Raw genomic sequence first — 16008 nt, 5'->3', positions numbered from 1 at the left:
CTGGATCATCGCGTAGCCGGCCCGCTCGGTATTCAGGTAATCCAGACGCGCCAGACGCGCCCGCCCGGCATCGGTCAGTTCCGTCACTTCGCTCGGGTCGATCGCGGTGAACGCGGACAGCCCGTTCGCGTGTACGCCGACGACCTTGCCGGAGACTCTATGTCCGACTGACCGGAATCGATCCCTGCTCTAGAATCCGTCGGATGCGGACACCCGTGCGTTACCGCTCCGAGGAGGAGGACAGCGGGCGATGGCTCGATTTCGCCTCCCGCCCGGGCGACATCGTCATCAGCACCCGCTCCAAGAGCGGCACCACCTGGATGCAGATGATCTGCGCCCTGCTGGTCTTCACAACCACGGATCTCCCGGCCCCGCTGGCAGAGCTCTCACCCTGGCTCGATTGGCTGACAACCCCACACCAGCAGATGTACGACCGGCTGAACGCCCAGCAGCACCGGCGCTTCATCAAGACGCACACGCCGTTGGACGGGCTCCCGCTGCGGCCGCACACGTCGTACATCGTGGTGGGCCGGCATCCGCTGGACATGGCGGTGTCGCTGTACCACCAGGGCGCCAACATCGACCGCGGACGGCTGAGCGAGCTCACCGGGACACCGGCGCCGGACGGTCCCCGCACGGCGCCGCCGCTGCGTGAGTGGCTGCTGGGCTGGGTGCGGCGAGACAGCGACCCGCGGCAGGAACTGGACTCGCTGCCGGGCGTGCTGTGGCACCTGGACGACGCCTGGCGGCGGCGGGGCGAGCCGAACGTGATGCTGGTGCACTACGACGATCTGCTGGGTGACCTGGACGGGCAGATGCGGCGGATCGCCGCCTGGCTCGGCATCGAGGTGCCGGTGGACCAGTGGCCGGAGCTGGTGCGGGCGGCCACCTTCGGCGCGATGCGGCAGCGGGCCCCGGTTCTGGTGCCGGACGCGGGCGGGGTGCTGAAGGACAAGCAGGCATTCTTCCGCCGGGGCCGGTCGGGCGCTGGACGGGAATTGCTCACCGATGAGGAGCTGGCCGGATATCACGAGCGCGCCGCGGCGCTGGCGTCGCCCGAGATGCTGGCCTGGCTGCACCGTCAGTGACCGAGGGGGCTTACGAACGGACTGTCGGCGCCGCCGCTCCCAGCGCCGCCGACACGTCCCGGGCCGCGGCGATCACCTCGGGGGCGCGGGCTTCCAGGCCGGCCATGTCCGTGTCCATCGCCAGTGTCGAGATCGAGATGCCCCCGAGCACCTGCCCGGTGTGATCGAAGACAGCCGCGCCCACGCAGCGGATGCCCGGCTCGTTCTCCTCGTCGTCGACCGCGTAGCCCACCGCGCGCACCCGCGCCAGGTTGGTCAGCAGGTCCTCCTCGCTGATCAGCGTGCGCGCGGTGCGCTGCGCCAGGCCGGTCCGCCGGCAGATCGCCAGCACCTCCTCGTCGCTCAGCTCGGCCAGCACGGCCTTGCCGATGGCGGTGGTGTGCAGTGCGACGCTCATGCCGATCCGCGACGGCATCTGGAACGGCCGGCGTCCCTCCTGCTTGTCGACGTAGACCGCCTCGTCGGCGCTGCGGATCGCGAAGTGGGTGGTGTAGCCGGTGGCCTCGCCGAGGGCCCGCAGCGCCCCCGCGGCCTGGCGCGCGGGGTCGAACCTGTACATCACCCGGCCGGCCAGGGTCAGGATCCGGGTGCCCGGCTCGTAGCTGCCGAGCCCGTCGGGACGAGCGAAACCCCAGGTGACCAGCGCCTGCAGGATCCGGTGCACGGTCGACTTGGAGACGCCCGTCGCGGCGGCGATGTCGGTGACGCGGTGGTGCTCGGCGAGCGCTTCCAGCACTGCCAGCGTCTTGTCGATGGAACTGCCTTCCCTAGCCACCGATCCAGCCTATCGGTCGCTATCGGGCGAGCCAGCCGCCGTCGACGGCCAGCACATGACCGTTGACGTAGTCGGCGGCCGGCGAGGCGAGGAAGACGACGGCGCCGGCCACGTCCTCCGGTCTCCCCCACCGGCCGGCCGGGATGCGCGACCGGATCTCCGGCTCCCGGACCGGATCGGCACGAAGGGGTGCGGTGTTGTCGGTCGCGATGTATCCGGGCGCGACCGCGTTCACCTGCACCCCCTCGGCCGCCCACTCGCAGGCCAGTGCCTTGGTCAGCCCGGCCACCCCGTGCTTGGCCGCGGTGTACCCGGGCACCTGCACGCCGCCCTGGAAGGACAGCATGCTGGCCACCGAGATGATCTTTCCGCTGCGGCGGGCCAGCATGCGCGCGCCGATCACGCGGCTGAGCAGGAACACCGCGTCCAGGTTGACGTCGAGCACCGAGCGCCAGTCGTCGAAGGAGTGCTCGGCGGCCGGCGCGCGCCGGATGATGCCCGCGTTGTTGACCAGGATGTCGATCTCGGGCAGCTCCGCCGCCGCGCCGCGGATCGCTGCGGTGTCGGTCAGGTCGAGAATCCACCGGGTGGCCTGGCTGCCGGCCTTGCGGACCTCCTCCTCGGTCTCGTCGAGGTCGTCCTTGCGGCCGTGCAGCACCAGGTCGGCGCCGGCCTGGGCCAGCGCGACGGCGACGGCCCGGCCGATGCCGCCGCGGGAGCCGGTGACCAGCGCGGTCCGGCCGTGCAGCGAGAAGGGGCTGGTCACCGCAGTTCGCCGATCGCGACCGGCTCCACATCCTCGTACGCCTGGTTCTCGCCGCCCATCGCCCAGACGAACGCGTAGCTGCGGGTGCCGAACCCGCAGTGCACCGACCAGCTCGGCGAGATCACCGCCTGCTCCGGCGCCACGATCAGGTTGCGGGTGGCGTCCGGCCGGCCCATCAGGTGCACGATCCGGTCGGACTCCGGCAGGTCGAAGTAGAAGTAGACCTCGGTCCGGCGCTCGTGGGTGTGGCACGGCATGGTGTTCCACATGCTGCCCGGCTCGAGCACCGTGACGCCGAGCACGAGCTGGCAGCTCTGGATGCCCTTGACGTGGATGTACTTGTAGATCGTGCGGTCGTTGGAGCCGTCCTGCGAGCCCAGCCGCACCGGCTCCGCGTCGTCCAGGCCGGCCTTGACCGTGGAGTGGCTCGCGTGCGCCGGGGTGGAGACCAGGTAGAACCGGCCGTCGAAACTCACCTGCCGGGCGCCGCGGCCGACGTAGAGCACCTCTTTGGGGGCCAGGTCGTATCGGGTGCCGTCGACGGTGACCGAGCCGGCCGCGCCGACGTTGACCACGCCGAGCTCGCGCCGCTCCAGGAAGAACTCCGAGCGCAGGGCGTCGGGGTTGGGCAGCTCGGTGGCGCCGGCCGTACCGCCGACGACGATGCGGTCCTCGTGCGAGTAGGTGAGCCGCACCTCGCCCGGCCGGAAGAGGTCCTCGACGAGGAACCGTCGCCGGAGCCGGTCGGTGTCCATGCTCGCGAGCTGATCCGGTGCCGTGGCCGGTCGTGACTCCATATGTGCTCCCATCTCATGAAACGTTATTTCATTACATGAAATGCTATAACAGGCGGCGGAGCGGGCGCCCCGCCGCCTGCGCCGTCAGGCCGCGGCTACCGGCTTCGGTTCCTCGACCGGGTCGTCGTTCAGGGAGTCGATCAGCTCGTCGCGCTGCGGCTGCCGCTCCGGCTTGAGCAGGCCGATCGCCACGTACAGGACGAGCGACGTGACCAGCGGGACGCCGACCACCATGGTCTGGCTGGTCTCCTCCATGATCCACTTGACCACGACCCAGACGCTGAGCCCGGCCGCCCAGGAGACGAGCGCCGCGGTCGGCCCGCTGCGCCGGAACCAGGGCAGCAGCCCGAGCATCAGCGGGATCGAGATCGGGCCCATGGTCGCGGCGACCAGGTCGACCACGATCTTCAGGACCACGCCCTGCCCCTCGGTGCTGATCGCGATCACCATGCTGATCAGCACGAAGACGAACGTGGTGACCCGGGCGAAGGTGAGCTGCGCCTTCTCGCCGAGGGTGCGCACGGCGCGCACCAGTACCGGGGCGATGTCGCGGGTGACCACCGACGAGATCACGTTGGCGTCCGAGGAGACCATCGCCATGGTGTGCGAGAAGAATCCCGCCAGCACCAGGCCGATGATGCCCGGCGGCAGCAGCGTCTTGGCCAGCTCGACGTACGCCTGCTCGGGGTTGGCAAGGCCGGGAACGATCAGCGGCGCCGCGATCATCGGTAGGAACAGGATCAGCGGCCAGACCAGCCACAGACCGCTGGACAGCAGCGCCGACCGCTTGGCCGCCGAGCCCGACGGCGCGGCCATGTAGCGCTGGGCGAGGTTCCACATGCCGCCGTTGTACTCGAAGGTCTTGATGAACAGCAGCGCCAGGAAGAACGTCACCGTGTACGGCCCGGCGAACGGGTCCCCCCGCCCGGCGGGCAGCTCGTCCCACATCGTCCACAGTGCCGAGAAGCCGCCGAGGTGCGAGAGGAACGCGAAGAACATCGCGAAGCCGGCCACGCCCTGGATGACGAACTGCCCGAAGTCGGTCAGCACGTCGGCCCACAGTCCGCCGGCGGTGATGTAGACCAGGGTGACCGCGCCGGTGATCAGGATGCCCCAGTGGATCGGGACGCCGGCGAAGCCGCGCAGCAGCACCGCGATGGCCACCCACTTGGCGGCGATGTCCACCACCTTGAGCAGCGCGCCGCTGTAGGCCAGCGCCTGCTGGGTGGGCAGGTTGTAGCGCCGGGCCAGGTACTCCAGCGGCGACGCCACCCCGTGCTTGGAACGCAGCCGGTTCCAGCGGGCGGCGAAGACGAAGGCCCCGATGCCGACACCGAGGCCGATGGTGAGCGCCCACCAGACGTACATGGCGAGCCCGTAGTTGTAGGCGACCGCCGCGAACGCGACGAACATGATGGCGCTGTATCCGGACATGTGATGCGAGATGCCGGACAACCACCAGGGGATCATGCCCCTGGCGGTGAAGAAGTCGGCGACGTTGTGGATCCGGCTCTTGGCCCACAGGCCGATGCCGACCATCACCACGAAGTACCCGCCGATAACCAGCCAATCGAGCGTGGTCACGTGCCCTCCTTCCGTCCGTGACCGAGGTGTTGCATGGATGTTTCGTTACACGGAACGGCTTGTCAATACATGGAACATGTCGAAACTCGTCCATGGTCACCGCTTGACGTCGTTCCGTGTTACGGGACAATGTTCCTGCTGACGGAATACAGGAGGGTCCATGCCCAACATCACTGTCGAACTGCTGTCCGGCCGCACGCTCGATCAGCGACGCGAGTTTGCCGAGGCAGTGACCGCCGCGGCGGTCGACATCCTCAAGGCGCGACGGGCCGCGGTCCGCATCCGCTTCGACGAGATCGAGCGGGAGGACGTCGCCAACGGCGGCACGCTGGAGTCCGACCGGACCTGAACGGGCTGAGCGGCGGCGGGATCGCCGCCGCTCGTTCCCGGGTCCGGGTCAGCGCACCCCGTAGGCGTTAGTGGCACCGACCGGCGTGCGGCGGCGGGCCGGGCGCCACCCCGCGACCAAGGCGCCCGCGAGCAGCAGCTCCGCGATGTCGCCGCCGTAATACATCAACTCCGCCCCGCCCTGGCGCTGCGAGACCGGCACAGCCAGGTCGACGAACGCGCCGGCGTACATCAGCTGCGACACCACCGAGTGGAACGCGATCGCGGCGCCGAGAACGACGAGGCGAGCCGGTACCGCCGGCCGTCGCGGCGCCGGGTCCGGCCCGGCGACGACCCAGGCGAAGAGGTACCCGGCGAGCAGGAAGTGGACGTGTACCAGCAGGTGCAGCATGGGCTCACGGGTGGTCAGCTGGTAGAGCGGCGTGAAGTAGAGCAGGGCGATCCCGCCCAGGTTCAGCACCAGCGCCACGACCGGGTCGGCGAGCGCGTGCACGAAACGGGTGCGCAGGAGCCGGCCGACGGCCCGGCCGATACGCGGCGGCGTGGTCCGCAACAGCAGCGTGACCGGGGCGCCGAGCACCATGGCCAGCGGCCCGAGCATGCCGGCCAGCAGGTGTTGCAGCATGTGGCCGCGGAAGTCGCCGGCCGGCCACGGCGTCGCCCCCGGGACGAAGCCGGCGACGACCAGCGCGCAGCCGGTGAGGAACAGGACAGTCCGCCACCACGGCCAGGGGCGCCGGGTCACCGCGGCCAGAACGTCGTAGCCGATCGCGGCCAGGACGACGGCGAGGATCAGCAGACCGCCGTCAGCGCTGTGCGGGTGCGCCACGCTGCACGAGCCAGCCGGAGATCATGAAAACTACGCCGAGGGCCAGGAAGCCGAGGTCCCACCAGAGCTGGTCCGGCCCGCCCCGGACGTGATGGATGCCGAGCAGGTGGTGGCTGATCAGTCCTTCGACGAGGTTGAACAGCCCCCAGCCGAACAGGATCCAGCCCCACAGCCTGCGTGACGTCCACATCCGGCCACGGCCGCTGGTGATCCGCGAGTAGAGCAGGCCCAGCCCGGCGAGCACGCACAGCCACGTGAAGGTGTGGAACACCCCGTCCCACAGCGTGTTCATCTCCAGCCCTGCGACGGTGGTCGGCGGGTAGTACTCGATGCCGACGTTGTCGGTGTCGGTGCTGGTGAGCAGGTGGTGCCACTGCAGCAGCTGATGCAGCAGGATGCCGTCGACGAATCCGCCCAGTCCCACGCCCAGCAGGGTGCCCGGCAGAACGATCGCGCGGTCGGCGCGCTGTGTTTCCTTGTCGGCAGCGGTGCTCGTCATGTCCGGCGGCATACCCCGGCCGCCCGCTGATATTCCCTCAGCAGCGGGGTCGCGGGCGGGTGGCAGGATGACCGGATGTCCACTACCGACAACGCACTCGCCGGGGTCCGCCTGGAGATCGACGCGATCGACGCCGAGATCGTCCGCCTGCTGGCCGCGCGCGAGCAGCTCGTCCGCCGAGCCGGCACCCTGAAGACCGACGAATCGGCCGTCCGGGCGCCGGCTCGGGTGGAGCAGGTGGTCGGGAAGGTGCGGGCGCTCGCCGCGGCGGCGAACGCCTCACCCGACGTCGTGGAGCGAACCTACCGGGCGATGATCGCCGCGTTCATCGACCTGGAACTCACGGCGCACTCGGATGGACGGTCGGATCCCCCTGCCTGATCCACACCTCGGCGTTGTCGATCGGCAGGAACGACCGGTCGCCGCCCGGCTCGCGGCTGTCCGGGACGGTGTCGCCGTTCGGCAGGTGCATGATGAAGTTGACCGGCTTGGTGTCGTCGACGAGCGCGATGTCGTACTCCGCCCAGCCGTTCTCGATCCTTGTCGGCGGGAGCGGCCGGTCCCAGGCGATCTGCGCGAGCACGGCCGGGTCGATCCCCTCGCCCCACAGGTGCAGCCCCCAGCCGGCGTAATCACCGGCCGGCCGCTGGTAGTGCAGCGTGGCGGTCCGTAACGGCGGACCCGCGTACCGCACCGTCCGCACCGCGCTGGTCACCCGGGTGCCGTCCGGCTCGCTCAGCACGGCCCTGTACCGGATCGTCGTGCCGGCCGCCAGGCCGAGCGCCGACAGGTCGTCGAAGACGGTGTACGCCGGTGACGAACGGTCCGTGCCGAGCGCAGTCCACGCCCCGGAGCCCACGCTGCGTTCGAACCGCACGACATGACTGGCTCGCTCCGGGTCGGCGACGGCGCGCACCTCGACGCGGCCCCGCACGTTGCTGCCCTCGGCCGGCGCCTCGATCGCCACCTGCGGCGCCGGGACACGAGCGCTGCGGACGCCGCTGACCGAGATGTGCCGGCCGTTGTCGAGCGCCACCGCCTTGTACTCCACGCCGGCGCCGGCGTGCAGCCCGCTGACGTCGTGGAACACCCGGTAGGGCGCGGTGTCGTCGGTGCCGATCGGCCGCCACGTCCCCTTCGGTGTCCGGGCGTAGAAGGTGACCTCGTAGAACGACGACCCGGCCACCGAGGCCGTCACCTGCATCCGGCTCGGGGACTCCGCGGCGGGCGCCGGCGTGCCGAGCGTGACCGCCGGCGCGGCCGGGGAGCGCGGGAGCCGGCCGTCCAGCGCGTACACGACGGCCGAGAGCGGCGGCACGGTCAGCGTGAGCCTGCGGTCCGCCCCGCTGCGCACGGCGGCCGGGCCGCTGCCGTACACCCGGGAGAACGACCGCTTGCCGACGTAGGTGGGAATCGCGGCGGTCGCGGCCTGCTCGCTGTTGTTCAGCGCCACCACGTACTCCCGCTGGGCGTCGCGGGCGATACGGGAGAACGCGTAGACACCGGCCGCGGGCGACGCGAACCGGTGCTGGTGCGCCCCGTCCCGCAACGCCGGGTGCTGCCGGGTGAGCGCGGCCAGCCCGCTGATGGTCCGGTACAGCGGGTGCGCCGGGGCGAAATTGCTCTGCGCGTGCGTGGCCGGCGTCCCGAGCAGGTCGTCGTCGAGGTACTCCGGGACCTGGCTGGCGAACAGCGTCTGCCGCGCGTCCTGGTCGCCGCCCGGCCCGGTGAAGCCCTGCTCGTCGCCGTAGTAGACGACGGGATTGCCGCGCGAGAAGTACATCAGCTCGTGCGCCAGCCGGTCCCGCGCCACCCACTCGGCGTCGCCGGCGCCGGGGTTGTCGGCCACCACGAACCCGCCGATCCGCCCCATGTCGTGGTTGCCCAGGAACGTGGGCAGCTGATAGACGTTCGAATCCGCGTCCGTGTACCAGTCGTCGCCGGCGAAGAACTGCCCGAGGTCACTCGCCGGCCGGCCCCGCGACGCGTAGTTGCGGGCCGCGTCCTGGAACGGGAAGTCGAGGACCGCCTGCATCCGGTTGCGGGTGACGAACTGGGACGTGAACGCCCGGCTGGTGTCGAACACCTCGCCGAACATGAAGAACTCGCGCTTGCCCTGCTTGCGGGCGAAGTCCAGCACCTCCGGCCCGAACTGCTGCCAGAACGCGTCGTCGACATGTTTCATCGTGTCGATCCGGAAACCGTCGATGCCGAAGTCGGCGATCCACGTCTTGTAGACGTCGGTCATGCCGCGCACCACCCGCGGGTGCTCGGTGAACAGGTCGTCGAGGCCGAAGAAGTCGCCGTAATAGGAGTTCTCGCCGGTGAAGGTGGTGTCACCGCGGTTGTGATAGAGCGTCACGTCGTTGAGCCACGCGGGCACCTTGAGGTCCCGTTCGGCGGGATCGAGCACCGGCTCGTACGGGAACGACACCGCCGGATCCAGTGGCGGGAACCGGCCGGTCCCGGCGTGGTCGCGATCGTCGAACGGCGCCCCGGCAGCCGTGCGATAGGGCGAGACGTCCTTGGACACATAAGGCTGCCGGGCGCCCGACTCATAACCGATCACATCGGCCGTGTGATTGGTGATGATGTCGAAATAGACCTTCATCCCCCGCTGGTGCGCCGCGTCCACCAGCGCCCGCAATTCCTCGTTGCTGCCCAGGTGCGGGTCGATCCGGGTGAAGTCGGTGATCCAATAGCCGTGATAGCCGGCGGACGGCCCGTCCTCCGGCTGCACCGGCTTGTTCTTGAAGCTAGGCGTCAACCAGATCGACGTGGTGCCCAGCCCTTGGATGTAATCGATGCGATCCAGCAGCCCGGCCAGGTCGCCACCGTTGTAGAAACCTTTCCGGGTCGGATCGAAACCGGACTGCAGCGGGTCGTCCGGCAGACCACCCCGGTCGTTGCCGGTGTCCCCGTTCTCGAACCGGTCGGCCATGACGAAGTAGAAGTTCTCATCGGTGACCGGCCCGCGCAGCGAGTGCAGCCCCGAGAGACCGGCGGCCTGCGCGGGCGCCACCAGCAGCGCACCCGCGACGATCGCGGAAGTGACGACGGCCAGGACGCGACGTATCGACATGCGTACACACTGCACGCCTCAGCGGATCACCGCATCACGGATGTCGGATTCTTGGCCCGGAAGGTGTGCCGGTAGGCGTGCGGGCTGGCGCCGACGACCCGTTTGAACTGGTCGCGGAAGGCGGTCGGCGATCCGAACCCCACCGTCCCGCTGATCCGCTCGACCGGTTCCGTGGTCGTTTCCAGCAGATGCTGCGCGCGGCGGATCCGGGCGCGGTGCAGCCACTGCAGCGGCGTCGCGCCGGTCTGCTCCCGGAAGCGCCGGTTCAGCGTCCGCACGCTCATCCCCGCGCGCCCGGCGATCTGCGCCATGGTCAGATTTTGATCAGCGTTCGCCTCGAGCCAGGTGAGCAGCGGCTCCATCGTGGCGCCGCGCGGCGCCGGCGGCAGCTCGGCGACGATGAACTGCGCCTGCCCGCCCTCCCGCTCGAGCGGCATCACCGACAGCCGGGCCGCGTCGGCGGCGGCCGCGGCGCCGTGATCCCGGCGGATCATGTGCAGGCACAGGTCGAGGCCGGCCGCCGCGCCCGCCGAGGTGAGGATCTGCCCGTTGTCTACATAGAGCACGTTCGGGTCGACGCGGACCTCGGGATGACGTTCGGCCAGGACCGCCGCGCCGAGCCAGTGCGTGGTGGCGCGCAACCCGTCCAGGAGGCCGGCCTCCGCGAGCACGAACGCGCCGGCACAGATGGAGGCGATCCGGGTGCCGCGGTCGCGGGCTGACCGCAACAGATCAAGAACATCGCGGGGTACGACCGGAGCACCGTCCCGCAGCCCCGGCACCACAATGGTGTCCGCCACCGCGAGCATGTCCAGCCCGTGCGGCGCCCGGACGGTGAACGCGCCGGCGTCCACGTCACGCTGCGCGCCACAGACCCGTACGTCGTAGGCGGGTGTCCCGTCCGCCCGCCGGACCCGGGCGAACACCTCCAGCGGCGTGGCGAGGTCGAAGGCGATCACCCCGTCCAGGGCGAGCACGGCCACCAGATGCATGCCGCGACCTTAGCCCGCCCTCCCCACGTGTGAAGTTTCGGTTCGCTGCGCACCCCAACTTCACACACAGGCTGGAGCCCGACCTTGCGTGTGAAGTTCGGGCTCGCTGCGCACCCCAACTTCACACACAGTTGGAGCCCGACCTTGTGTGTGAAGTTCGGGCTCGCTGCGCACCCGAACTTCACACGGTTGGTTACGGGGTGGGGAACTGTTCCTCCGGCTTGTCGCGCATGTAGTCGGCGAGGGTCTCGTAGACGGCCGGGTTGACGATGCCGTGGGACATGCGGTCACGGTGCGCCGCCCAGTCCGGGTTGGCGAGGTAACCGGCCACCACCAGCGACCGGGTGCCGATCACCAGCGACGCGGTCTTGTCGTTGTCGGTGGTGCCGGTCTTGCCGAACACCGGGTGACCGACGGCGCCGCGGGCCTCGCGGACCGTGGCGCCCGCGCAGTCGCCCAGCTGAGCGCGGTCACCGACCGGGCAACGCGCCGCGTCCAGCGCCCGGCGCGCCACGTTGGCGGTGGTCGCCTCGGTGCACTCGGGATTGCCGGCGTCGATCGCGGCGCCGCCCGGGGTGGTGATCTTCTGGATAGGGGTGGGCACGCAGTATTTCCCGTCCGCGGCGAGCGTGGCATAGGCGTTCGCGATGTCCAGCGGCGTGGAGAGCGAGGTGCCCAGCGTGAACGAACCCCAGGTGTTCGCCTCTTCCGGGTCGCCGGCCCGGCGGGCGTCGTCGGACTGGCGGAACTGCACGCCGAACCGCTTGGCCACGTCGACCACGCTCTCCGCGCCGACCCGTTCCTGCAGCGGCACGAAATAGGTGTTCACCGACCGGCCGAACGCGGTCCACATGGTGAAGGACCCGGCCTCGTTCGGCGAGGCGTTGGACGGGCACCAGTATCCGCCGCACTGGGCCGGCGCCGACGAGTCGCGGTACGTGGATCTGTACCGGTTCGGCGCGGTGATCGTGGTGTCCAGGCCCATGCCCTCCTCCAGCGCCGCGACCATGGTGAACATCTTGAACACCGAGCCGGCCTGGTAACCAGGGACGTCGGTGCTGCCGGTGATGATCGGGTTCGTGGTGTTGGGGTAGGTGCCGCGGATGCCCTTGCGCGCGTCGGCCGGGTTGGAGGAGAGCTTGTTCTGCGGCTTCTCCTCGTCGTCGATCTTGAACTTGCGGTTCGCCGCCAACGCCCGGACCGCCCCGGTGCCGGGCTGCACGGCGGCCAGCATCAACGCGTTCGGGTTGCTGTCGCTCTGCCGCTCGGTGATCTCCCGGCGGGCCGCGGCCTGCGCGTCCAGGTCGAGGGTGGTGACGATCCGATAGCCGCCGCTCTTGAGCACGCGCTCCCGGTCGTACGCCGACTGGCCGAAGGCCTCCTGGCTCGTCCACCAGCGGTAGAAGTAGTCGCAGAAGAAGCCCCACTGGTTCTTCGCCACCGCGACGCAACCGCTGGTCGGGCGCTTGGTGCTGCGGCTCACCGCGGCCTTCTTGGCCGCGGCGGCCTCGGCCGCGGTGATCTGACCGAGGTCCTGCATGTTGCCGATGATCCAGTCGCGGCGCTCCAGCGCCTGCGGATAGCCGGTCTCGGTGGTGGGATCAAAAGCGGTCGGTGCCTTGACCATGCCGGCCAGCAGCGCGGCCTCGGCGACGGTCAGGTTCGCCGCCGACTTGCGGAAGTACACCTGGCTGGCGGCGTTGACGCCGTAGGCGCCGTTGCCGAACGGCGCCATGTTCAGATAGCGCTCCAGGATCTGCTCCTTGGTCAATTGTTTCTCGACCTGGAGCGCGTACTTCATCTCGCTGAGCTTGCGTTCGGCGGTGTCGGCGGTCGCGTTCACCACCTCCTGCGGATCGGTCGCCGAATAGGCCAGCGCCATCCGCACGTATTGCATCGTCAGCGTCGAGGCGCCCTGCTGCGCGCCGCCCTGATTGTTGTTCACGAAAGCGCGGGCGACGCCTTTCATGTCGACGCCGTTGTGCTCGAAGAACTTGTGGTCCTCGGCGGCGACGATCGCGTCCCGCATGTTCTGCGAGACCTTCGCCAGCGGCACGTCGCTGCGGAACTCGTCGTACATGACCGCGATCTGCGTCTTGCCGTCCGACGCGTAGACCCGGGACACCTGCGGCGACGCCTGCTCGATCAGTCCGGCCGGCAGATCGCCGAGGTTCTCCGCCCCGGCCTTGGCCGCCAGACCCGACATGGCCACCGCCGGGAACGAGGCCGCCGCGACCACGAGGCCCGCGAGCAACCCGCACGCGGCGAGCACGGCCGCGCTGCGCAGAATCCGTCGTTCGGTCACCCGACCCAGATTAACCACCGGCGGCCACCGCGCCACCCGAAGGGAAATGCGTCACATCCGGTTTAGGAATTGCCTTTGAATTCGCTGGGAATGGCCTGGGGCCGACCCGGGCCGGACGGGCCGGGGCTGCGCGGCGGCCACAGTGGTGCGAACCTGGAACGATGCGTCTCCTCGTCACCGGCGCTGCCCTGATCATCCTGTTGCTGGCGCTGGTCGTGCTGGCCCTCGGGATCGGGTCGGCCCTGGGCCTCATCGACGTGCAGTTCGGCTGAGGCCGCGCGGGCAGCGCTCAGGCCGGCGGCGTGCCCGGGGACCGCAGGCCGAGCCACTGCTCGGCGCCCCACGCCTCGAACCGCTCCACTTCGGTGAACCCGAGCCTCGCCGCGACGCGCATCGAGCCGACGTTGGCGGGCTGGGTGGTCAGCACCACCGGCTCGCCGGGAAGCACGCTGTCGAACCAGCGGAGGGCCGCCGCGCACGCCTCGACGGCGTACCCGGATCCCCACGCCCGCGGCAGGAACAGGTAACCGAGATCGGCCTTCCCCACGGCGGCCGGGCGCCGGTGCCCCGTCGCCCGCCGGAGCAGGATGTGGCCGATCATCGCCCCGTCGCGCTCGACGGCGAGACTGCCGGGCCACTGCTCGGGCGTCTCCGGCAGCTCGCGATCCAGCTCGTCACGCGGCCGGGGACCGCCGAGATAGGTATGCACCTCGGGGGACGCCAGCAACTCGACGAACGCCGGGCGGTCCCGTGCCTCGGGCTCCCGCAGCACGAGCCGCTCGGTCCGGATCGGCTCGGGCGGCCAGGCGACGGGGCCGAGATCAGTCATGCCGGCCTGCCGAGCAGCAGACCCCGGCGGCGATCAAGTACCGCATGTTCAGCGGGGCGTCAGGCGGAAGATGCGGATCTGGCGGTGCGCGGCGCGCTCCTCGTAAGCGCGGTAGCCGGGCCACTGCGCAAGAATCAGCCGCCACAGCCGGTCCCGGTCGGCGCCGTCGGTCTCGCGGGCGGTCACCGGCAGGTCGCGGCCGTCGAGGGTGACGTGGGCGCGCGGCTCGGCACGCAGGTTCCAGGACCAGGCCGGGTGGTTCCGGCCGCCCCAGTTCGACGCGATGACGACCAGGTCGCCGCCGTCCCGGACGAACTGCAGGGGCTGGCTTCGCGGGAGGCCGCTGCGGCGCCCGGTGGTGGTGAGGATCAGCGACGGCGCCATGCCGAGCGCCACCACCCGGCCGCGGGTGACCCGGCCCAGCCACCGGTCGACGGTGACCAGGCGGCGCGCGATCGGGGTGAACCCCGGCCAGGAGCCGACGGCCCGCCAGAGCCTCCTCCACATGACAGCTCACCTTACCGCCGCCCGGACCGGCCACCGATCCCGGCCGGTCGGCGAATCACGAAGGAGTTGACCGAAACCAGCCATGCGCGGCGCCCTCAGCAGTGATCATGACGTCATGAGGTCGTCTCCAGTCGTTCCGTCCGGCGTCGAGCGGACGTTCGAGGAGGACGAGATCATCGTGACCAAGACCGACCTGAAGGGCGTGCTCACGTACGCGAACAAGGTCTTCCTGCGTGTCTCGGCGCTCACCGAGGCGGAAGCGATCGGCCAGCCGCACAGCCTGATCCGGCATCCGGAGATGCCGCGCGCCGTCTTCAAACTGCTCTGGGAAAGCCTCAAGGCACGTGAGGAGCTTTTCGCGTACGTGGTGAACCTCGCCGCCGACGGCGCGCACTACTGGGTGCTGGCGCATGTGACGCCCTCGTTCGACGCGCACGGCCGGGTCGTCGGTTACCACTCCAGCCGGCGCAAACCGGAGCGGGCCGCGGTGTCCGCCGCCCAGGAGCTGTACCGGCAGCTGCGCGCCGAGGAGCGACGGCACACCAACTCCAAGGCCGCGCTCGACGCCTCCTGGGCCATGCTGCAGTCGAGCCTCGACTTGCGCGGGCAGACGTACGACCAGTTCGTCTGGGAACTCACCAATGCGAGCGCGGTGTGATCCCCCGGCGGGGCGGGCCGCCTCCCGCCGCCGCCACGGGCCCCGACCCATTGGAATTGATCGCCCAGGTGTGCGAGGCGGCCGCGGCCGGTGACTTCGAGCAGCGGGTGCCGCTGCTGGCCGACGGGCCGAACAGCGAACGCGCCCGGAACGCGGTCAATCATCTGCTGGACGTCACCGACGCCTTCGTCCGCGAGGCCGGCGCGACCCTGAACGCCGCCGCCGCGGGCCGCTTCCACCGCCGGTTCCTGACCCGTGGCCTGCAGGGCGCCTACCGCAGCGCGGCGGCGCAGATCACCGAGTCCAGTGGCCGGATGAGCCAGGACGCCGAACGGGTCGAGCAGGCCGCGCAGTCCCGGCTCGCGCTGGCCGACGAACTCGAGTCGGCCGTCCTGACGGTCTCCGAGCAGGTCGCCACGGCCGCCACCGAGATGGGATCGTCGGCCAACGGCCTCGCCGACTTCGCCCGTGAGGCAGTCGGCAGCGCCGAGCGCGGGCTGACCACCGTGACGTCACTGCGCAGCTCCTCCGACCAGATCCGCCGCGCCGTGGACCTGATCAACGCGGTGGCCGCGCAGACCCGGCTGCTGGCGCTCAACGCCACCATCGAGGCGGCCCGCGCCGGCGAGGCGGGGCGCGGGTTCAGCGTGGTCGCCGGAGAGGTGAAGACCCTCGCGAGCGAGACCAGTGCCTCCAGCGAGGAGATCCTCACCCAGGTCAACACCGTCCAGTCGGCGGCCGCCGACGCGGTCCGGGTCCTGGAGGAGGTGACCGCCAGCATCCGCGAGATGAGCCGCCTCGTCGACGGCATCGCCGGCGCCGTCGACGGCAGCTCCGGCGGCAACACCGGCCTCGCCCAGCTGGCCGAGATCCTCCGCGGCGAAGTCAATCGCTTCGTCGCCACCGCCCGTCAGTGACCACGGTTCTGCGCCGCGGGCCTTTTCCCGCG

Annotated in this window: 16 protein-coding genes; 5 read left to right on the top strand and 11 right to left on the bottom strand. The window is 70.4% G+C overall.

Features of this window, described 5'->3' with window-relative positions; translation table 11 throughout:
• Positions 1 to 203 precede the first annotated feature (203 nt).
• Positions 204 to 1088 (top strand): sulfotransferase domain-containing protein, encoded by an 885-nt coding sequence (locus tag AC0NH5_RS17770; protein WP_474404992.1) that lies wholly within the window; start codon positions 204 to 206, stop codon positions 1086 to 1088.
• Positions 1089 to 1098: 10 nt separating this feature from the next.
• Here AC0NH5_RS17770 and AC0NH5_RS17765 read toward each other — a convergent pair whose 3' ends face one another.
• The 4 genes from AC0NH5_RS17765 to AC0NH5_RS17750 form a co-directional block, all read right to left on the bottom strand.
• Positions 1099 to 1863: an IclR family transcriptional regulator gene (locus AC0NH5_RS17765; protein ID WP_474404989.1), complete on the bottom strand. Its 765-nt coding sequence runs from the start codon at positions 1861 to 1863 to the stop codon at positions 1099 to 1101.
• 19 nt (positions 1864 to 1882) lie between these two features.
• On the bottom strand, positions 1883 to 2629 hold the full coding sequence (locus tag AC0NH5_RS17760) for an SDR family oxidoreductase (protein ID WP_474404986.1): 747 nt from the start codon (positions 2627 to 2629) through the stop codon (positions 1883 to 1885).
• Entirely contained in the window at positions 2626 to 3426 is an 801-nt protein-coding gene (gene kduI, locus AC0NH5_RS17755) for a 5-dehydro-4-deoxy-D-glucuronate isomerase (RefSeq protein ID WP_474404984.1), read from the bottom strand. The genes AC0NH5_RS17760 and kduI overlap by 4 nt, the downstream gene beginning before the upstream one ends.
• Positions 3427 to 3510: 84 nt before the next feature.
• Positions 3511 to 5010, bottom strand: a complete 1500-nt coding sequence (locus tag AC0NH5_RS17750; RefSeq protein ID WP_474404982.1) for a sodium:solute symporter family protein — start codon at positions 5008 to 5010, stop codon at positions 3511 to 3513.
• Between the two features lie 160 nt (positions 5011 to 5170).
• Between AC0NH5_RS17750 and AC0NH5_RS17745 the strand changes: the two genes are divergently transcribed.
• Positions 5171 to 5359: a tautomerase family protein gene (locus tag AC0NH5_RS17745; RefSeq protein WP_122977545.1), complete on the top strand. Its 189-nt coding sequence runs from the start codon at positions 5171 to 5173 to the stop codon at positions 5357 to 5359.
• A 48-nt stretch (positions 5360 to 5407) separates the two neighbouring features.
• Here AC0NH5_RS17745 and AC0NH5_RS17740 read toward each other — a convergent pair whose 3' ends face one another.
• Both AC0NH5_RS17740 and AC0NH5_RS17735 read right to left on the bottom strand, forming a co-directional pair.
• Complete coding sequence (locus AC0NH5_RS17740; protein ID WP_474404979.1) at positions 5408 to 6187, bottom strand: cytochrome c oxidase assembly protein; 780 nt, start codon at positions 6185 to 6187, stop codon at positions 5408 to 5410.
• Positions 6165 to 6686: a DUF2243 domain-containing protein gene (locus AC0NH5_RS17735; protein WP_474404977.1), complete on the bottom strand. Its 522-nt coding sequence runs from the start codon at positions 6684 to 6686 to the stop codon at positions 6165 to 6167. Before AC0NH5_RS17735 ends, AC0NH5_RS17740 begins: the two co-directional genes overlap by 23 nt.
• Positions 6687 to 6761: 75 nt before the next feature.
• On the opposite strand from AC0NH5_RS17735, the gene AC0NH5_RS17730 reads away from it, so the two are divergent.
• A complete protein-coding gene (locus AC0NH5_RS17730) occupies positions 6762 to 7067 on the top strand; it encodes a chorismate mutase (protein ID WP_474404974.1) in 306 nt (101 codons plus the stop codon).
• Here the strand turns inward: AC0NH5_RS17730 and AC0NH5_RS17725 are convergent.
• From AC0NH5_RS17725 to AC0NH5_RS17705, 5 genes are all read right to left on the bottom strand, one after another.
• The gene (locus AC0NH5_RS17725) at positions 7027 to 9768 is read right to left on the bottom strand and encodes an alpha-amylase family glycosyl hydrolase (RefSeq protein WP_474404971.1); all 2742 of its coding nucleotides are present in this window, start codon (positions 9766 to 9768) and stop codon (positions 7027 to 7029) included. The genes AC0NH5_RS17730 and AC0NH5_RS17725 overlap by 41 nt on opposite strands.
• A 26-nt stretch (positions 9769 to 9794) precedes the next feature.
• The gene (locus AC0NH5_RS17720) at positions 9795 to 10760 is read right to left on the bottom strand and encodes a GlxA family transcriptional regulator (protein WP_474404968.1); all 966 of its coding nucleotides are present in this window, start codon (positions 10758 to 10760) and stop codon (positions 9795 to 9797) included.
• Positions 10761 to 10953: 193 nt separating this feature from the next.
• A complete protein-coding gene (locus AC0NH5_RS17715) occupies positions 10954 to 13083 on the bottom strand; it encodes a transglycosylase domain-containing protein (RefSeq protein ID WP_474404965.1) in 2130 nt (709 codons plus the stop codon).
• A gap of 271 nt (positions 13084 to 13354) precedes the next feature.
• On the bottom strand, positions 13355 to 13894 hold the full coding sequence (locus AC0NH5_RS17710) for a GNAT family N-acetyltransferase (RefSeq protein ID WP_474404963.1): 540 nt from the start codon (positions 13892 to 13894) through the stop codon (positions 13355 to 13357).
• 48 nt (positions 13895 to 13942) lie between these two features.
• Complete coding sequence (locus tag AC0NH5_RS17705; RefSeq protein ID WP_474404960.1) at positions 13943 to 14401, bottom strand: nitroreductase family deazaflavin-dependent oxidoreductase; 459 nt, start codon at positions 14399 to 14401, stop codon at positions 13943 to 13945.
• Positions 14402 to 14516: 115 nt separating this feature from the next.
• Between AC0NH5_RS17705 and AC0NH5_RS17700 the strand changes: the two genes are divergently transcribed.
• Positions 14517 to 15059 (top strand): PAS domain-containing protein, encoded by a 543-nt coding sequence (locus tag AC0NH5_RS17700; protein ID WP_474404957.1) that lies wholly within the window; start codon positions 14517 to 14519, stop codon positions 15057 to 15059.
• 56 nt (positions 15060 to 15115) lie between these two features.
• Positions 15116 to 15976, top strand: a complete 861-nt coding sequence (locus AC0NH5_RS17695) for a methyl-accepting chemotaxis protein (protein ID WP_474404954.1) — start codon at positions 15116 to 15118, stop codon at positions 15974 to 15976.
• Positions 15977 to 16008 lie beyond the last annotated feature (32 nt).

This window comes from Actinoplanes sp. 13, assembly GCF_056134165.1.
Note: the sequence above shows the minus strand (reverse complement) of the source record. Positions and strands in the feature narration are given on the sequence as shown.